Here is a 17,773-nt window from a genome sequence, read left to right as displayed (position 1 = left end):
CATGAAAAAAGCCGTGGTTGAGATCCGCGATCTGGCCTTTGCCTGGCCAGGTGGCGACGCTGTACTCGATCTGCCCGCCCTCACCATCCGCGAGGGTGAGCGAGTCTTTATCAAGGGCCCGTCGGGCTCTGGCAAGTCGACCCTGCTCGGGTTGCTGGCCGGGATCCAGACCGCCAACCACGGCACCCTGGAGGTGCTGGGCCAACCATTGGCCCGGCTCTCTGGCCGTGCCCGTGACCACTTCCGGGCGGCCAATCTGGGTTATATCTTCCAGCAGTTCAATCTGCTGCCGTTTCTCTCGGTGCAGGACAACGTGACCGCTGCCCTCACCTTTTCGCCCACCAAACGGGCCCGCCTGCAAGGGAGTCCGGAGCAGGAGGCGCGCCGTCTGCTGGCGGAGCTGCAACTGCCGGATGACGCACTGCATCGCCCCGTCCATGCCCTCAGCATTGGCCAGCAGCAGCGGGTGGCTGCCGCACGGGCGCTGATCGGCTCGCCGCCACTGGTGATCGCCGACGAGCCCACCTCGGCACTCGACACCGACAACCGGGCCGCCTTTATCAAGCTGTTGTTCGAGGAGTGCGACAAGCAGGGCTCGACCCTGATCTTCGTCAGTCACGACCCTTATCTCGAACCCCTGTTCCCGCGGGTCGAAAACCTGCAACAGCTCAACCGGAGGGCATCATGCTAAAGCTAGCCCTGCAAAGTCTCTGGGCCCGCCGCCTCACCGCCGGGCTCACCCTGCTGGCCGTCGCCATCAGCGTCACCCTGCTGCTCGGAGTGGAGCGGGTGCGCACCCAGGCCCGCGAAAGTTTCTCCAACACCGTCTCGGGGACCGATCTCATCGTTGGCGCCCGATCCGGTCAGGTGAACCTGCTGCTCTACTCGGTGTTTCGCATCGGCAACCCCACCAACAACGTGGGGTGGGACTCCTATCAGGCCATCAAACAGAAACCGGGCGTCGCCTGGACCATCCCGCTTTCCCTTGGCGACTCCCACAAAGGATTTCGGGTGCTCGGCACCAATGGCGACTACTTCACCCACCTGAAGTACGGTCAGCAACAGTCGCTGCAACTGCGCGAGGGGCGGCCCTTCGACACGCCGTTTGAAGCGGTACTCGGCGCCCAGGTAGCCGAGAAGCTCGGCTATCACCTCGACCAATCCATCGTCATCGCCCACGGCGCTGGCAACACCTCGTTCAGCCAGCACGACAATCTGCCGTTCAAGGTGGTGGGTATTCTGGCGCCGACCGGCACGCCCATCGATCGCACCATCCATGTGCCGCTGGCGGGGATAGAGGCGATCCATCTGGGCTGGGATACCGGCCGCCACAGCAAGAACGTGACGCCGGAGCAGGCACTGGCGCAGGATCTCACCCCGAAAACCATCACCGCTTTTATGGTGGGGCTGAGCAACCGGATTCTGGCGTTCCAGCTGCAACGCAGCGTCAACACCTATCCCAAAGAGCCGCTGATGGCGATCCTGCCGGGGGCCGCCCTGCAGGAGCTGTGGAGCCTGATGAGCGTGGCGGAAACCGCGCTGTCGGTGATCGCCGGTTTTGTGGTAGTCGCGGGCCTGATAGGCATGCTGACTACCCTGCTGGCGGGGCTTAACGAGCGGCGCCGGGAGCTCGCCATATTGCGATCCCTCGGCGCGGGCCCTGCCCACCTGTTCCTGCTGCTGGCGCTGGAAGCCATGGCGCTGACCACGGTCGGTATCGCTCTCGGGGTTGCCGTGCTCTATCTGGGACAGGGGCTTGCCTCGCCCTGGCTGCTCAGCCACTATGGCCTGCAACTGAGTCTGGGGCTGCCGAGCGCCTACGAGTGGCAATTGCTGGGCGTAGTCTGGCTGGCAGGCATGGTGATTGGCCTGCTCCCTGCCGCCCGCGCTTACCGCTACAGCCTGAGCGATGGCATGAGCATTCGCGTCTAGCGAGACGCCCAAAAATAGAAACAGAAGGACAGATGATGAAGTGGAAAATTGTGGCGCTGCTCGCCAGCCTGCTGGTGTTGCCCGCTCTGGCCGCCGATTACAAGACCATCGACTGGGATGTACTCATCCCAGAAGGGGAGAAACTGCTGCCACCGCCCCAGGTCAATCACGAAGATCCCATGTCGGTTCCGCAACCGGTGGGCGGGGTAAACAAGAAGCTGGACAACCAGGATGTGCGCATTCCGGGCTTCGTGGTGCCACTGGAGGGGGATGCCAAGAAGATCACCGCCTTCCTGCTGGTGCCCTACTTCGGCGCCTGCATCCATGTGCCGCCGCCCCCCACCAATCAGGTGATCTATGTGAGCTACCCCAAGGGTGCGCCGGTGGATGATCTGTGGGATGCCATCTGGGTGAAGGGCAAGATGCGCACTGTCAGCTCCAGCCACGAGATGGCCACCGCCTCCTATTCGATGGAAGCGGTCGAGGTGAGCGTCTACGAGGAGTAATCCTCCCGTTGCAAAAAAAGCGGCCTCCACGGAGGCCGCTTTGTTATCTTGGCATCCCGGTTGGAGTAACATTCAGCTCCAGAACCTGTGCGAATGGAGTCAGCATGGCAGACCTCCCCCCCCCGAAAAAAGAGAGTTCGATCCTGAGCAGCCAGGAGCAGACCCTGCGTCTGGCCCGCAGTCGCGGCATCGACGGCATGCTCACCCGCAATACCGACAGCACCTTCGAACAGCGCGCCACCTTTCGCCATCTGGCGGATCAGGCCGCCCGTCAGCGCAATCTGGAAGCCATCATGGTGATGGCCTCCCGCCACTGCGAAGAGACTGCGGCTGGCGGCGAGATGGACAGCGACTGGCTGACCCGCTTCCTGCAACTGGCGGAAGATATCAGCATGGTGCCGATGCAGCAGCTGTGGGGGCGGATCTTCGCGCTGGAAGTCGCCACGCCGGGCCGCTTCTCCATCCGGGCGCTCGCCACCCTCAAAGAGATGACCCAGCGCGAAGCCCAGCTGTTTCAGCGCATCTGTTCACTGACTTGCCACTACACCGGCACCGACGAGCAGCGACTGCTGCTGGGGCTGCACAAGGGAGCGACCCTGCTGAGTCGCGCCAAGGCAACGCGCCTCGGCCTTGGCAAATACCGACTGCCCTACAACGCCCTGCTGCAACTGTTTGAGCTCGGGCTGCTGCATCGCGCGGAGCTGGAGTCCGGCCCACTGCCCGCCGATGGGGTCGAGCTGGAGTTCGGCAACCAGCGCTGGCGGCTGCAGTGCAAGCAGAACAACATCACCCTGCTCTACTACCGCCTCACCCCGGTGGGCAACGAGCTTGCCCAGCTGCTGCAAGAGTCGCCGCTGGAGGAGTACCTGCAGGATCTGAAAACTGTGCTGGTGCAGGGTATCCAGATTGAAGTGATGCAGCTCGTCAGCACACCCTCCTCACCCGCTCCCGACCCTCCCCCTGATCTCTGGCGGGGCAGCGGATGCCCCGTCTGTTTGTGGTTCCTTCGCATCCAGCTGCTGGCTCCAAGCTTATGGGCTTGCCCAGAATAGGTTGCAAATTGCAGATGCCGCAAAGGCACACCCCGTCAGATCCGTTGCATATTGCAAACAACCACGCGCTTTTCCTCTCCAAACCTCGCTAATAATACATCAATCATTAGTTTTTGCCAGCTGGCCCGCCCCTTGCACATGTCTTGATGCAGATCAAATTTTAACCACCACAGCTCGGGAGCAAGGCCATGAGAATCAATCAACCGGTTACCCAAAGAGAACGTCTCTATCCAGACCACCAGAGCCTCATCTCCACCACGGATCTGGAGAGCCGCATCACCTACGCCAACGATGAGTTCTGCGATATTGCAGGCTTCTCGCTCGACGAGCTGAAGGGGGAACACCACAATCTGGTGCGCCATCCTGACATGCCGAAACAGGCCTTTGCCGATCTGTGGGGTCACATCAGGGATGGCAAGAGCTGGATGGGACCGGTGAAAAATCGCTGCAAGAACGGTGATCACTACTGGGTCAGCGCCTTTGTCACCCCCATCAAGGATGCCAGCGGCCGGGTGGTGGAGTATCAGTCGGTGCGCACCGCCCCGAGCGAGGAGATCAAACAGCGGGCCGAGAAGGTCTATGCCGACCTTCGCAACAACAAGCTGCCGCTGGCGCTCAAGCTGCCCACCTTCTCCCATACCCTGACCATCAACCTCTGCCTGCTGCTGAGCCTGCTCGCCATGTTTGCCTTGGGCTACAGCCACGATATGAACTGGCAACTGGCGCTGGCCGCCCTGCCGCTGGCGATAGCGGCCATCACCCTGAATGCCCTCTCCCGTCGCCTCGGCAAGCTCAACAAGATGGCCCGCAGCCGCTTTGACAACCCATTGATGCAGCTGCTCTACACCAACAAGGTGGACAATATCGCCGCCATCGAACTCTCGATGGTGATGAATCAGGCCGAGTTCAACGCCGTGCTGGCCCGCACCCAACAGACTTGCAGCAAGATCCTGCAGGCCGCCGAGGGGGATCTGCGCAACGCCGAATCCATCACCGACAACCTGCAACAGCAGCAGGCCGAAACCAATCAGGTAGCCACTGCCGTGACCGAAATGTCGGAATCCATTCGCGAGGTGTCACAAAGCTCGACTGACTCCTCCAGCCTGCTGGATGAAACAGCCGTGCTGTTCAAGAGCGGCAACAGTAGCGTGGCCGAAACCGTGGCTGCCGTGGCGGGCATGAACAGCGAACTTATCACCTCCAAGAGCGTGATCAGTGCGCTGGTCGGCCACTGCCGCGATATCGACGGCATCCTCGATGTGATCAACAACATCGCCAACCAGACCAACCTGCTGGCCCTCAACGCCGCCATCGAAGCGGCCCGGGCTGGCGAAGCGGGTCGCGGTTTCTCGGTAGTGGCTGACGAAATCCGCACCCTCGCCATCAAGACCCAATCCTCGACCAGCGAGATCCAGAAGATGATCACCGAGCTGCAAAACAGCTCTGGCGAGGCTGAGCAAGCGATGGAGAAGGGCTGCCAACTTGCCGACAGTTGCCAGCAGAAGGCCACCGCGACCGGCACCATACTCCAGCAAATCAACAACATGTTGCAGCAGGTCGCCTCCGGCAGCAGCCAGATTGCCCAGGCGGTGCAGGAGCAGTCCCACGTCACCGCCGAGATCAACCGCAACGTGCTCAGCATCAAGACCCTGGCCGATGACTCCAGCGTGGGCAGCCAGCACGCCGTGCACGGCATCACCCAGCTGGTCAACCAGTTGAGCGATCTCGACCGGCTGGTACGCCAGTTCCAGAAGGGCGCTCCGGCAACCCAGAGCCGCTACGAAGTGGCCACCGCCCGCACCGTGCCGGTACGCCAAGCCAGATAACCACAACACAAACAATCACCGCAGAAAAACCAAATGGGCCCGCAGGCCCATTTGGTTTTTTCATACCCGCCAACAAGAGGACGATACTCCCGCTTTCACCGTCTGATTTTCCTCTGCGCTGATGGGCCCAAGCGGTTGATCGACCACATTTAAACCCGTTAATGATTAATTTATCGATCTTGCTCAGGAAACGGCCCGCTTGCGCTTTTCACCCCAGCCCCGTTCGGTAACATAGCCGCTTGGCAACCTCTTGTCGGAGTCAGCCATGAGTCAGGCCAATGCCAAAACGCAGGTAAAAAGCAGCAGACTGGAGGCTGGGATTCAGGGGCGGTAGCTTTGCTTGATGCAACAGGCCTGTGAGTCGTGTCCTTACCCTACACTCCTTTTTGCAATGGTGACTGTCATAGTGTCAGTCTATTCAGTGGCTCAATTTACTCTACTTATAAATTCTCACTGCGGAGTATTATCAGATTGGCAGAACAGTTAAGACGAGCACAGGTGAACGATACGATTAAAATGGGCCTACTCTCAGAAGTTCAGGGAAAATGCCCCCTATGCCGAAAGAGTCTAATCAAACGAAAAGCATCTAATATACCGGTTCGGGTGTTTGATGTAGCTCATATATATCCACTAAACGCCACGCCTAGTGAAATAACACTGCTAGTAAATGAAGAAAAACTCTGTGATGACATTGACTCAGAAGGTAATTTCATTGCTCTTTGTAAAGAATGCCACAAGATGTATGACACTAAAAAAACTGTCACCGAATATAGGCAGTTAGTTGAAATAAAGAGAACAATTAATAAAATACATGCTCTCACCGCAACTTGGGATACTCAAACCTTGCATAGAGACATTTCTATTGTCGCAGAAAACATCAGCAAACTAAATAAAGACGAATTAGCAGACACTAAACTTTCATATGATGCACTTAAGGTATCAGAAAAAACAGATGACACTTTTGGGCCAATTAATGAAATGAAAGTCAATATGTTTGTCATCAACTACTTCGCCCATATCAAAGAATCTCTCAAGCACCTTGAAATGCAAAGGAAAGCAAGCTCTCTATTTATATGCAATCAAGTAAGAACATTCTATACCGCTCTATTACTCCAAAATTTTAGTCAAAGTCAAATCTTTGAACACATGTGTGAGTGGTTCATGGTCAATACTGGAATAACAGAAAGAACTAAAGCTGAAGTTTTAGTTTCTTACTTTATTCAAAATTGCGAGATATTTTCTGATGATAATGCCGAATAAAATTATAGCGATTGATGAAAGTGGAATTTATAAAGCCGCAAAGCTAATGTCAAAAATCGATGGTGATGTGGCGGTTACAGAACTATACATAAAGAATAAAAAACTATTTTCTGACATTCCAGAGTATATTGAAGCTCTTGATATCCTATTTTCTCTAAAAAGAATAAATTTAGACTCAACTAACGGAGTTATTAAAATTGCTTAAATCTATTACCTGCGAAAAAATTATAGAAACAACCTTGATGTTCAAAAGCAGTTTAAACTCTGTAGTTGGTGCTGACGATGCTCATAATTCAATTGGAAAATCATCTATCTTAATGTTAATTGATTTTGCTTTTGGCGGAGATGACTTCCCAATAAAGTGTGATGATGTAATTAAGAACATCGGCGACTTTGATGTCGGCATGGTATTTGAGTTTGATAAAACATATTCTTTCGTTCGAAACACTAGCACCAGTAATGATGTTTATCATATTGAAGAACAATCTGTTTTAACTATTGAAGATTTCAGGATCTTTCTTCAGAAGAAATATAACATTGACAAAAATTCACTATCTTTTCGTGAGTGTGTAAGCGGATTCTATAGAATCTACCAGAGAGACAACTACAATGATAAGCGACCTTTGGACAACTTTCACAAAGAAGGGTGGCTATCTATCAGAAAGCGCATTCTTAAGCTATTCAACGAGTACAGCACTATCGAAAAACTCGAACAGAACAAGAAGACTGAGACAGAGCGCAAGAATGATATCAAGGGAACGTTTAATACTGGTGCGATAACTAAAATTAACAAAAGAACATTTAAACTAAATGAGGATAAAATTTTAGAACTTAGAGACCTCATTGCTAGTATTAAGAAAGCCCTAGAGACAAATGTAACTGACATAAAATCATTAATCAGCAAAGAAAATTCTGAACTTAAGAGAAATAAAGATTCTCTCATTGAAATGAGAATAAAGCTAGAAACCAGCCTGAGTCGAGTTGAAGACAGTCTTTCAAAAACAACACTAAAAAATAGTAAAAGCTTTGTCCAATTAGTTGAGTTCTTCCCAGAGATAGATAAAGATCGCCTGTCACAAGTTGATTCATTTCATAATGGAATTAGCAAGATAATGAGGAATCAACTTAATGAAGAAAAACGCTCTCTCATTGAAAATATCAATGACATCAACAAAGAAATACAGACAATTGACGAAAAACTCCTTGAAATTGTTGACTCTAAAGAAGAGTCCGTTTATATGCTTGAAAAATTAATTGAACTTGATCGCCTTGAAAAAAGGCTAACCCAGCAAAATAATTTTTGGGAAAAGGACGAAGATGTTAAGGAAAAAATAAAGTCCATTAGTTCAGATATAAAATATGCACTTGTCGATTCAGTTGAAAAAATTCAAACCACAATAAACGAAGGGTTAGCTAAATATATCAAGCGTATATATACGGAAAATCCAATAAGTCCAAAAATCCATATTTTTGATAATGACTATAATTTCGATCGAGGTGATGACAGAGGAACAGGAAAAGGATTTGCGAACATGATATCCCTAGATCTAACATTTCTAGAGAAGACATGCCTACCGAATATCATTCACGATAGTCTGCTATTCAAGAACATGGATGTAACATCAATAGAAAACCTGATTTCAACTTACTCTTATTTTGACAAACAAATATTTATTTCTATTGATGAAACATCAAAGTACAAAATTAACACGCAAAGAATAATAAAAGACTCACAGTTTTTAAAGCTAGACAAGGATCGTGTTGCCTTTGGTGTTAAGTGGAAAAATAAAACAACCCCGTAGGTTCGAATAGCGCAGCGTATTCGGACAATCGCGAATAACCCCGCCGCGATATAAGCAAGGATCGGAATATCCCGTTGCGGGGTTGCTATCGGCTGCCTTGGGGTGGCTCAAGGCTCGCTGGCGCCACTATAAGCTGGATTTATGGGTTTTCCGATAATGACCAAGCTTTTGCTTATAGTGGCTGCCGCCAGCCCAGCAGCGCCTGTGGTGGCCAACTGGCCGGCTGGCGAGAGCTTGTTTTAGGTTCTTCCGATCCAATTACAGGTAGTTCCCCTGCCGCAGGGCGGTCAGCAACTCCTCCACCAGCGTATCCACCGGTTTACCGGCATTAAGCAGATGGATTTCCGGCTGTTCCGGTGCCTCGTAGGCGGAGTCGATACCGGTAAAATTCGTAATTTCCCCTGCCCGCGCTTTTTTATAGAGCCCCTTGGGGTCGCGCTCTTCACAGATGGCGAGCGGTGCATCGACAAACACCTCGACAAACTCCCCTTCCCCCAAGAGGCTGCGCACCAGCTCGCGCTCGGCACGAAATGGCGAGATAAAGGCGGTGAGCACGATAAGTCCCGCATCCACCATCAGTTTTGCCACCTCGCCGACCCGGCGGATATTCTCCTGCCGCGCGGCATCATCGAAGCCGAGATCGCCACAGAGACCGTGGCGCACATTGTCCCCATCCAGCAGATAGGTGTGCTTGCCTTGTGCCGCCAGCGCCTGCTCCAGCGCCCCCGCCAGGGTCGATTTGCCCGCCCCGGAGAGCCCGGTAAACCAGATCACCAGTGGCTTTTGCCCTTTAAGCTCGGCCCGGCTCTGTTTGTCCACGGCATGCTTGTGCCACACGATATTACTCATCCAACACTCCTTGATTGGCGCTCACGCCTCAAAACTTAAACTGTCCGGCACCACGGGGAGCCGCCTCGGACTATCCGCCGACAACGTGCTGATGCCATGGCATTACTCATCCAACACGCCTTGATTGGCGCTCACGCCTTAAAACGGAAACAGCAGGGGCACCATCACAATCACCCCTAGGCTATAGGCCAGCGAGACCGGCAGCGCCAGCTTGAGGTAGTCCGGCATCTTGTAGTTGCCCGCGGCATAGACCATCAGGTTGGTCTGGTAGCCGTAGGGCAGGATAAAGCTGGAGCTCGCCCCGAACAGCACCGCCAGAATAAACGGCATGGTCGAGACACCCATGCTGAGCGCCAGCTGGTAACCCATGGGGAAGGCCAGCGCGGCGGCGGCGTTGTTGCTCATCAGCTCGGTCAGCACCAGCGTAAACACATAGATACCGATAAAGGCGATGATGGGGCTGGCACCGTTAAACTCTCCCATCAGCCAGTCGGCGATAAGCTTGGCCAGTCCGCTCTTTTCCAGCTGATCGGCGATGGCCAGCGCCCCGCCCACCACCAGCCAGATATCCAGCGGGAAGCGGCGGCGGATCTCGTCCAGGGTCAGAATGCGGGTGAGCAGCAGCGCCACCAGCATCAGCAGCAAGCCCTTGAACAGCGGCACCAGATCGAATACCGAGAGCGCCAGCACCCCGAGAAACCCCAGCACCACGGCGGCGCTGCGCTTGCCATCGAGGCGGGTAGAGGCTTCCAGCCCGCTCACCACCACAAACTCCCGCCCCAGCGACTTGTTACGGGCAAACTGGGGGCCGGGGGCCAGCAGCAGGGTATCACCGGCGTGCAGTTCAATCTGGCCGAGGCCGCCGGTAAGCTGGGTTTCGCGTAACCGTTCACCGGGACGGTGTTGACAGCACCAACTCCTCCGGGAACGGGTAGTCGGTTTTCTCGATGCAGGACCTGACAACTGCCCTCAGCCACTCCTGCGGGCAGCGGCCCAATCGCTTGGCCGTCTCCACCAACGATAGGATACGCTGCCTGAACTGCTCGCCTCGATGCGACCAGACGCCATAGCTTCCCTTGCGCCACAGCACATAGCCACGCAGCGCCCGCTCCGCTTCATTGTTGGTCAGCGCTATCTCGTCGTTTTCCATAAAACGCCATAGCATCTCATCGTCCTTGAGCAGTAACTGGCAGCGCCCACGGTAGCGCTTGGAACACAGTACACTGCCCCGCTCCAGCTGCCTTCGCCAGCTTTGCCGACATCGCTGCAACCTTCGCTGGTACTGCTCCCGGCTTAAGCAGCCTTGTTCATAGCCATGCCGGGTTCTGAACACCGTGTCAGCCAGCAGTACCAGCCGGGCTCCGATAGGCTGGTTGACGGCGTCGCTACTCTCGGCAATCGCCGCCACGTTGCGCAGCACATGCGCCCAGCACAGTTGGCGCTGGGCGCTGTCGATGAAGCGGTATCCCGCATACTGGTCGGTCACCAGCACCCCATCAAGCTCACTGCCCAGCAACCGCTTCGCTGCCTCCTGACCGCGGCCAAACGCCGTCATGAAGCAGACCGCGACCTTGCTCAGGGCCAGCCACATCCAGCGTCGCTCACCGCCCCGCTGGTGCCGGGTTTCATCGGCATGGATGATGGCGGCAGACTGCACTTGCTGTTTGATGGCTTGGTGGGTCGGGGTGAGCATGGCGCTGACCCGGCCTTGCGCTTCACTGATGGCGCCTCGGCTAAAGCTCAAACCGAAGTGCTGCTTGAGCTGCTGCTGTATCTTGCTGATGCTCTGGTGGAACTGACCACTCTGCAAAGCGATATAGCTCAGCAGATTAGCCCCCATCTGGCTGTGGCTCACCGTATCGGGCAGGGCTGCTTCACTGGTGGTGACGCACCCACGGCAGGTGCCCCGATACAGCTGATGCTCTGTCACCACATAGCTGACCTCGGGCAGGTCAAACACCTGATGAACCCGGTAGGGCTTGTCATGGGACACCACCTGCTCACCACAGCAGGCGCACTGCCGGGCAGGATAGTGTGGTATTGCCGTCAGTCGGTCGTCCTCAGGATGACGTTCACGCCGCTGCCCCTTGTGGCCAGGCTGGGCACCACGAGCCTTGCCGGAAGCGGGGCGCTTGCGCGCAGGCGGGGTCCCCGAGCCATCAGTGGAGGGGGGCTTGGAGGAGTTATTGCTGTTTTGGTTGAGGCGGTCTTCAAGCTCGGCGATGCGCGCCATCAGCTTGTAAATCAGCTCGTTGGCTTGCTCGAGGGTCAGCGGCAGGCCGGGTGGTGGCGTAATGGGTTTGCTCATGACGTGATGGTGCCAAGCTGGCGGGATCAGGCAAGGGGCAACAGTGGATCAAGGGATGATCGTCTCACTTTTTCCTGTCAATGCCATCTGGGTGAACAGTTACGGTTTCGCCGCGGCGCACCGCCAGTACCACCGCATCGAAGTGGGTGCGAAATTCGGCATCCTTGATGGTCTGACCCACCAGCCGCGAGCTGTGGCTGACGATCACCTCTACCAGATGCTGGCCGTTGAGGCGGTGCTGGCCGTAGAGATCCAGCCCTTTCATCTCCTGCAACACGCCGACGCTCTCCACATCGCCGCAAAAGAGCAGTACGTCCCCTTCGTGCAGCTCGTGTTCTGGCTGCACCGGGCAGATCACCTGATCGCCGCGAATGATTTCCGCCAGATAGAGGCTTTTCAGGCTGCGCAGGCCGTTCTCCTTGACGCTGCGCCCCGCCAGCGGCGAACCGGCGCCCACCTTGGCTTCGAGAAAGTAGCCGGATTCGCGGCTCATCTCGGTATCCTGCTCCGGCAGGTGACGGGCAAACAGCAGCACGGCCACCAGACCGGTCAGCAGGGTGCCCGCCCCCACCATAAAGAAGTCGAACATGCCGAGCGGCGGCGCCCCCATCTTGATGAGGAAGCTGTTGACGATAAGGTTGGTGGAGGTGCCGATCAGGGTCAGCACCCCGCCAAAGGTGGCCGCGAAGCACATGGGCAGCAGCAGTCGCGACGGCGCATGGTTGGGGTTGCGCTTGACCGCGCCCAGCATGGAAGCCACCACGGCGGTGTTGTTGACGAAGGCAGACAGGAAGGCGGTGGAGAACCACACCTTCACCAGCACCTTGTTGAATGAACCCGTGCCCACCAGATTGGCGAACCAGCTCATGATGCGGGTCTTCTCCACCGCCAGCGACACCAGCAGCAACAGCACCAACGTCAGCAGGGCACTGTTGGTGTAGCCCGCCACCACGGCATTGATATCCGCCAGCCCGCTCAGGTAGGTGATGAGCACGGCGCCCGAGAAGAGCAGCGCCGGGCGGAGTTTGCCCTGGATCAGCAGGGCCACGAGAGCAGCCAGCAGACCCAGCACCAGGAATTGTTGCCAGGTCATGGGCTTACTCCTTGCTTGTGTCGTTACCGATGGCAAGGGCTTGCCAGTGCGGGAAGTGCTTGCGCACCAAGGCGTTTAGCTCGATCTCGAACTCGCTGTAGTGCCCTTTTACCGCTTTGGCGGCCAAGCCTTCCACTATCATGCCGGCGCCGACGGTGACGTTGGTCAGCCGGTCGATCAGGATAAAGCTGCCGGTATCGCGGATCTCCTGATACGGGTCGAACGCCACCGGGTCGGTGAGGCTCAGCTCGCACAGGCCGATCTCGTTGAGCTTGAGTTCGCTGGCGGGCAGCTCGTCCAGCTTGTTGATCTCGATTCGGTGGCGGATGGCCTCCACCTGACCGCGACTCTTCTTGGTGGCCAGTTTGACGTCGTAGACCCGACCCGGTTGCAGGGACTCCTCCCCCATCCAGACGATATGGGCCAGCACATTCTGGGTCACTTGCGGACGTTGGGCGGCATCCACCAGCAGGTCGCCGCGGCTGATGTCGATCTCGTCGGCGAAGGTGACTGTGATGGCCTGACCCGGCAGGGCGTACTCCAGATCCCCGTCGAAGGTGACGATGCGGGTCACGGTACTCTCTTTGCCCGACGGCAGCACCGCCAGCTTGTCGCCCACCCGCAGAATGCCGGAGGCAAGCGTGCCCGCGAAACCGCGAAAATCGAGATTGGGGCGGTTCACATACTGCACCGGCAGGCGCACCGGATGGCGCTCCAGCTCGCGCTCAACCTCGGCAGACTCCAGCAGAGCAAGCAGGGTTTCGCCCTGATACCAAGCCAGCTTGTCGCTCTGGTTGACTACGTTGTCACCGTCCAGTGCCGAGACCGGCACGATATGGATGGTGTCGACGCTGAGCTTCTTGGCGAACTCGCGGTAATCGGCACTGATGCGCTCGAACACCTCCTGACTGAACTCCACCAGATCCATCTTGTTGACCGCCACCACAAACTGCTTGATGCCAAGCAGGCTCGCAATAAAGCTGTGGCTGCGGGTCTGATCCAGCACACCCTTGCGGGCATCGATCAATATGATGGCCAGATCGCAGGTGGAGGCGCCGGTGGCCATGTTGCGGGTGTACTGCTCGTGGCCCGGGGTATCCGAGATGATAAATTTGCGCTTGGCGGTGGAGAAATAGCGGTAGGCCACGTCGATGGTGATGCCCTGCTCGCGCTCCGCTTGCAGGCCGTCTACCAGCAGCGCCAGATCCAGCTTCTCGCCGGTGGTGCCGAGCTTCTGGCTGTCGGACTCCAGCGCTTTGAGCTGATCTTCATAGATCTGCTGGGAGTCGTGCAGCAGGCGACCGATAAGGGTGCTCTTGCCGTCATCCACGCTGCCGCAGGTGAGAAAACGCAGCAGACTCTTGTGCTGCTGGGCGTGCAGATAGGCTTCGATGCCCTGTTCGGTGATGGCGGTCTGAATATGGCTGTTCATGCTGACGACTCCTTAGAAATATCCCTGACGCTTCTTCTGCTCCATGGAGCCGGCCTGATCGTGGTCAATCAGCCGCCCTTGCCGCTCGCTCGAGGTGGTGAGCAGCATCTCTTCAATAATTTCCGGCAAGGTGGTGGCATCGGATTCGATGGCCCCGGTGAGCGGATAGCAGCCGAGGGTGCGGAAACGCACCAGCTCCTGCTTCACCTCATCCTCGGCGGTCAGCGGCATACGATCGTCATCCACCATGATCTTGATGCCGTTGCGCTCCACCACCGGACGGTAAGCGGCGAAGTAGAGCGGCACTATGTCGATGTTCTCGAGATAGATGTATTGCCAGATATCCAGCTCGGTCCAGTTGGAGAGCGGGAACACCCGGATGCTCTCCCCCTTGTTGACCTGGCTGTTGTAGACCCGCCACAGCTCCGGGCGCTGGTTCTTCGGATCCCAGCGGTGGGACTTGTCACGGAAGGAGTAGACCCGCTCCTTGGCGCGGGACTTCTCCTCGTCGCGACGGGCGCCACCGAAGGCGGCGTCGAAGCCATATTTGTTGAGCGCCTGCTTGAGCCCCTCGGTCTTCATGATGTCAGTGTGCTTGCCGCTACCGTGGACGAAGGGGTTGATGCCCATGGCAAGCCCTTCCGGGTTCTTGTGGACGATGAGATCCAGCCCGTACTTCCTGGCGGTCTCATCGCGGAACTTGATCATCTCCTTGAACTTCCAGTCGGTATCGACGTGGAGCAAGGGAAACGGGATCTTGCCCGGATAGAAGGCCTTGCGGGCCAGGTGCAGCATGACGGAGGAGTCCTTGCCGATGGAGTACATCATCACCGGGTTTTCAAATTCGGCAGCCACCTCGCGGATAATATGGATGCTTTCGGCTTCCAGCTGCTGCAGATGTGTCAATCTTTCACGAGAGACACCTGCATGACTGCTCTCCGCGTTCGGCTGCTGCAAGTGGGTCAATCTTTCACGGTCCATGTTGGTCCTCGGGTCATTGCTTATGCGCCTGCTCGGGGCGCTGGGTGGTTCAGTGCGCGGCCGCATCGGCAGCCGCATCAAATATCTCTTTCTCGGTCAGGCCAGCTGCACCAGCTTGAGGTCGCAGCCATCGAGATCCGGGTTAGCGCGCAGCTGCTCGCCGCTTTTTTCTCCAAACCAGGCGAGCCGCTCGCGCAGTGCCACTACTTCGCCGATGACGATAAGCGACGGGCTCACCGCCTGTTTGGCAAGCTCGGCCAAGTCGGCCAGCGTGCCGGTCAGCACCCGCTGGCGGGATGTGGTGCCGCGCTCGATGATGGCGATGGGGGTGGCTTGGCTTCGGCCGTGATCCACCAGCTGCTGCTGGATATGCTCGGAGCGCATCAGCCCCATGTAGATGACCAGGGTCTGACTGGTGGCGGCGAGCTGCTGCCAGTCGGGCTCCTTGCCATCGATCTGGCAATGACCCGTGATAAAGACAGCGCTCTGGGCGTAATCACGATGAGTGAGCGGAATACCTGCATAGGCGGTGGCACCGGCGGCGGCCGTGATGCCGGGCACCACCGAGAAGGGGATGCCTTCGTCGGCCAGCACTTCCAGCTCCTCGCCACCCCGGCCAAACATAAAGGGATCGCCCCCTTTCAGCCGCACCACCCGGTTGCCCGCCTTGGCGTATTCCACCAGCAGGCGATTGGTCTCCTCCTGCGGCACGCTGTGGGCACCCGCCTTCTTGCCAACTGACACCAGAGTGGCGTCGCGGCGCACCAGATCGAGGATCTCGGCGGAGACCAGCTGGTCGTAGAGCACCACTTCAGCCTGTTGAATCTGTTGCAGCGCCTTGAGGGTCAAGAGGCCCGGATCGCCGGGGCCCGCGCCGACCAAGACCACCTCGCCCACTTCGCTTTTCGCCTGATCGAGGCCATCGCTCAGCCACTGCTCGGCACCTTGCCAATCTTCTTTCTCAATCAGGCTGGCGAGGGTGTTGGAAGCAAAGGCGCGCTCCCAGAAGCGGCGGCGATCGGAAATCGAGGAGAGCACCTGCTTGGCCTTGTCACGGACCCGGCCGGATAGCTCGGTCAGCCCGCCGAGATGGCGCGGCAGCAGGCTCTCCAGCCGCTCGCGCAAGAGGCGCACCAGCACCGGCGCCTTGCCGCCGCTGGAGACCGCCACCATCAGCGGCGAGCGATCGATAATCGAGGGGAAGATAAAACTGGAACGCTTGGGGTCATCCACCACGTTGACGAACAGACCCAGCTGATTGGCACTTTGATAAACCAGTGCGTTGACTTCGAGATTGTCGGTCGCCGCTACCACCAAAATCTGGCCTGCGAGATGGGCCGGAGTGAAGCGCTCCGCCAGATGGCTGAAACGCCCGGTGAATTCCGCAAATTCCGGTTCAAGCTTCGGGGAGACCAGGGTCAGCCGGGCACCGGCCGCCAGCAGCAGGCGCGCCTTGCGCAGGGCAACCTCGCCCCCGCCCACCAGCAGTATCGGGCGGCCTTCCAACTTGGCAAACATCGGCAAATAATCCATTTTGCACCTCTCCATACCTGATGAGCGCACTCTAGCGGGGCGCCAGCGCGCAACAAAATAATAAAGAACGTTCATTTAGAACTATAAGGAATATAAGAGAGCAGCCAGCGGCCGCTAAGAGCAGGCGCCCCAAGGGGCTGGGGCGCCTGAGGGGATCACGTCAAGTCAGGCTGGGCCAGCCAGACCTGCCCCTCCTCGATCTTGATAGGCCAAGGCCGCAGCCCCAGCGCAGGGTTATCGAGGCAGCGGCCATCGCGCAGCGAATAGCGCTGCTTATAAAGGGGCGAGGCGACCATAGGCTCCCCCTGGCAGTCACCCACCAAGCCGGAGTCCATCACCGCCACCCCCGCCACCGGGTCCATCCCGTCGAGGGCATAGATCTCGCCACCACAGCGAAACAGTGCGACCACGCGATCGGCCACCCGCAGGCTGCGTCCCACGCCCTCCTCCAGCTGCGTCAATTCACAGGCGGGCAGCCACGCCATACCGGATGTCGTCATACCACCTCCTTGATCTCGGGCACCCACTGACCACGGATCTCATGGCGCGGCGGGGTGATCTCCTCTGGTTGATTCAGATGGGCCTCAAACAGCCGCAGCTTGTCGGGATCGGCCAACGTGGCCTTCCATTCACACTCCCAACTACCCACCACGGCCGCCATGGCCGATTCCAACTCGCCCCCGATACCGAGTCGGTCCTCGATGATGACGGACTTGAGGTAGTCGAGCCCTCCTTCCATGCCTTCCAGCCAGACCGAGGTGCGCTGCAAGCGATCCCCGGTACGCACATAAAACATCAGCAAACGGTCGATGTAGCGGATCAGGGTCTGGTCATCCAGATCGGTGGCAAACAGGTCAGCATGACGCGGGCGCATGCCGCCATTGCCACAGACATAGAGATTCCAGCCCCGCTCGGTGGCAATCACACCGATATCCTTGCTTTGGGCCTCGGCACACTCACGGGTACAGCCGGAGACGGCAAACTTCAGCTTATGGGGTGCTCGCAACCCCTTGTAGCGGTGCTCCAACTGCTGGGCCATCGCCAGCGAATCCTGTACCCCGTAGCGGCACCAGGTGGACCCCACGCATGACTTCACGGTACGCACCGACTTGCCATAGGCTTGGCCGGTCTCGAAGCCCGCCGCCACCAGGTCACGCCAGATCGCCGGTAACTGATCGCGCCGAGCCCCCAACATGTCG

General features: G+C 57.3%; 15 protein-coding genes and 2 pseudogenes. 8 read left to right on the top strand and 9 right to left on the bottom strand.

Annotation, left to right across the window (positions count from 1 at the left end):
• The first annotated feature begins 1 nt into the window (after position 1).
• From ACTG19_RS16690 to ACTG19_RS16655, 8 genes and pseudogenes are all read left to right on the top strand, one after another.
• The gene (locus ACTG19_RS16690; protein ID WP_139462061.1) at positions 2-691 is read left to right on the top strand and encodes an ABC transporter ATP-binding protein; all 690 of its coding nucleotides are present in this window, start codon (positions 2-4) and stop codon (positions 689-691) included.
• On the top strand, positions 685-1,932 hold the full coding sequence (locus ACTG19_RS16685; RefSeq protein WP_042052401.1) for an ABC transporter permease: 1,248 nt from the start codon (positions 685-687) through the stop codon (positions 1,930-1,932). Before ACTG19_RS16690 ends, ACTG19_RS16685 begins: the two co-directional genes overlap by 7 nt.
• A gap of 32 nt (positions 1,933-1,964) precedes the next feature.
• Positions 1,965-2,438 (top strand): DUF3299 domain-containing protein, encoded by a 474-nt coding sequence (locus tag ACTG19_RS16680; protein WP_026034852.1) that lies wholly within the window; start codon positions 1,965-1,967, stop codon positions 2,436-2,438.
• A 104-nt stretch (positions 2,439-2,542) separates the two neighbouring features.
• Positions 2,543-3,394, top strand: a pseudogene (locus ACTG19_RS16675) (TIGR03899 family protein); the annotation flags it as partial.
• A 284-nt stretch (positions 3,395-3,678) separates the two neighbouring features.
• Positions 3,679-5,316 carry a methyl-accepting chemotaxis protein gene (locus ACTG19_RS16670; protein ID WP_439989289.1) on the top strand — a complete coding sequence of 546 codons (1,638 nt, stop codon included), beginning with the start codon at positions 3,679-3,681 and terminating at the stop codon, positions 5,314-5,316.
• Positions 5,317-5,814: 498 nt separating this feature from the next.
• Positions 5,815-6,576 carry an ABC-three component system protein gene (locus ACTG19_RS16665; protein WP_439989288.1) on the top strand — a complete coding sequence of 254 codons (762 nt, stop codon included), beginning with the start codon at positions 5,815-5,817 and terminating at the stop codon, positions 6,574-6,576.
• Positions 6,560-6,781 (top strand): ABC-three component system middle component 7, encoded by a 222-nt coding sequence (locus ACTG19_RS16660; RefSeq protein ID WP_439989287.1) that lies wholly within the window; start codon positions 6,560-6,562, stop codon positions 6,779-6,781. The genes ACTG19_RS16665 and ACTG19_RS16660 overlap by 17 nt, the downstream gene beginning before the upstream one ends.
• The gene (locus ACTG19_RS16655) at positions 6,774-8,378 is read left to right on the top strand and encodes a DUF2326 domain-containing protein (RefSeq protein ID WP_439989286.1); all 1,605 of its coding nucleotides are present in this window, start codon (positions 6,774-6,776) and stop codon (positions 8,376-8,378) included. The genes ACTG19_RS16660 and ACTG19_RS16655 overlap by 8 nt, the downstream gene beginning before the upstream one ends.
• Before the next feature lie 258 nt (positions 8,379-8,636).
• Here ACTG19_RS16655 and cysC read toward each other — a convergent pair whose 3' ends face one another.
• From cysC to ACTG19_RS16610, 9 genes and pseudogenes are all read right to left on the bottom strand, one after another.
• Positions 8,637-9,227: an adenylyl-sulfate kinase gene (cysC, locus tag ACTG19_RS16650; protein WP_439989285.1), complete on the bottom strand. Its 591-nt coding sequence runs from the start codon at positions 9,225-9,227 to the stop codon at positions 8,637-8,639.
• Positions 9,228-9,365: 138 nt separating this feature from the next.
• Positions 9,366-10,115 (bottom strand): annotated as a pseudogene (locus ACTG19_RS16645) (SLC13 family permease); the annotation flags it as partial.
• Position 10,116: 1 nt separating this feature from the next.
• Positions 10,117-11,535: an IS66-like element ISAs21 family transposase gene (locus ACTG19_RS16640; protein ID WP_004576012.1), complete on the bottom strand. Its 1,419-nt coding sequence runs from the start codon at positions 11,533-11,535 to the stop codon at positions 10,117-10,119.
• 64 nt (positions 11,536-11,599) lie between these two features.
• Complete coding sequence (locus ACTG19_RS16635) at positions 11,600-12,628, bottom strand: SLC13 family permease (protein WP_439989284.1); 1,029 nt, start codon at positions 12,626-12,628, stop codon at positions 11,600-11,602.
• Between the two features lie 4 nt (positions 12,629-12,632).
• Complete coding sequence (cysN, locus tag ACTG19_RS16630) at positions 12,633-14,060, bottom strand: sulfate adenylyltransferase subunit CysN (RefSeq protein WP_439989283.1); 1,428 nt, start codon at positions 14,058-14,060, stop codon at positions 12,633-12,635.
• A gap of 12 nt (positions 14,061-14,072) precedes the next feature.
• Positions 14,073-15,041 carry a sulfate adenylyltransferase subunit CysD gene (cysD, locus tag ACTG19_RS16625; protein ID WP_052200077.1) on the bottom strand — a complete coding sequence of 323 codons (969 nt, stop codon included), beginning with the start codon at positions 15,039-15,041 and terminating at the stop codon, positions 14,073-14,075.
• Between the two features lie 96 nt (positions 15,042-15,137).
• Entirely contained in the window at positions 15,138-16,574 is a 1,437-nt protein-coding gene (gene cysG, locus ACTG19_RS16620; RefSeq protein WP_421280685.1) for a siroheme synthase CysG, read from the bottom strand.
• 155 nt (positions 16,575-16,729) lie between these two features.
• On the bottom strand, positions 16,730-17,074 hold the full coding sequence (gene nirD, locus ACTG19_RS16615) for a nitrite reductase small subunit NirD (protein WP_052200078.1): 345 nt from the start codon (positions 17,072-17,074) through the stop codon (positions 16,730-16,732).
• The gene (locus ACTG19_RS16610) at positions 17,071-17,769 is read right to left on the bottom strand and encodes a hypothetical protein (RefSeq protein WP_439965715.1); all 699 of its coding nucleotides are present in this window, start codon (positions 17,767-17,769) and stop codon (positions 17,071-17,073) included. Before ACTG19_RS16610 ends, nirD begins: the two co-directional genes overlap by 4 nt.
• Positions 17,770-17,773 lie beyond the last annotated feature (4 nt).

It is taken from the genome of Aeromonas sp. 3P (assembly GCF_051919745.1).
GTDB classification, from domain to species: domain Bacteria; phylum Pseudomonadota; class Gammaproteobacteria; order Enterobacterales; family Aeromonadaceae; genus Aeromonas; species Aeromonas veronii.
Note: the sequence above shows the minus strand (reverse complement) of the source record. Positions and strands in the feature narration are given on the sequence as shown.

What these genes read in the sequence shown, in the direction of transcription:
- ACTG19_RS16690 (WP_139462061.1), top strand. Translation starts at nt 2, where the DNA reads ATGAAAAAAGCCGTGGTTGAGATCCGCGATCTGGCCTTTGCCTGGCCA.
- ACTG19_RS16685 (WP_042052401.1), top strand. Translation starts at nt 685, where the DNA reads ATGCTAAAGCTAGCCCTGCAAAGTCTCTGGGCCCGCCGCCTCACCGCC.
- ACTG19_RS16680 (WP_026034852.1), top strand. Translation starts at nt 1,965, where the DNA reads ATGATGAAGTGGAAAATTGTGGCGCTGCTCGCCAGCCTGCTGGTGTTG.
- ACTG19_RS16670 (WP_439989289.1), top strand. Translation starts at nt 3,679, where the DNA reads ATGAGAATCAATCAACCGGTTACCCAAAGAGAACGTCTCTATCCAGAC.
- ACTG19_RS16660 (WP_439989287.1), top strand. Translation starts at nt 6,560, where the DNA reads ATGATAATGCCGAATAAAATTATAGCGATTGATGAAAGTGGAATTTAT.
- cysC (WP_439989285.1), bottom strand. Translation starts at nt 9,227, where the DNA reads ATGAGTAATATCGTGTGGCACAAGCATGCCGTGGACAAACAGAGCCGG.
- ACTG19_RS16640 (WP_004576012.1), bottom strand. Translation starts at nt 11,535, where the DNA reads ATGAGCAAACCCATTACGCCACCACCCGGCCTGCCGCTGACCCTCGAG.
- ACTG19_RS16635 (WP_439989284.1), bottom strand. Translation starts at nt 12,628, where the DNA reads ATGACCTGGCAACAATTCCTGGTGCTGGGTCTGCTGGCTGCTCTCGTG.
- cysN (WP_439989283.1), bottom strand. Translation starts at nt 14,060, where the DNA reads ATGAACAGCCATATTCAGACCGCCATCACCGAACAGGGCATCGAAGCC.
- cysD (WP_052200077.1), bottom strand. Translation starts at nt 15,041, where the DNA reads ATGGACCGTGAAAGATTGACCCACTTGCAGCAGCCGAACGCGGAGAGC.
- cysG (WP_421280685.1), bottom strand. Translation starts at nt 16,574, where the DNA reads ATGGATTATTTGCCGATGTTTGCCAAGTTGGAAGGCCGCCCGATACTG.
- nirD (WP_052200078.1), bottom strand. Translation starts at nt 17,074, where the DNA reads ATGACGACATCCGGTATGGCGTGGCTGCCCGCCTGTGAATTGACGCAG.
- ACTG19_RS16610 (WP_439965715.1), bottom strand. Translation starts at nt 17,769, where the DNA reads ATGTTGGGGGCTCGGCGCGATCAGTTACCGGCGATCTGGCGTGACCTG.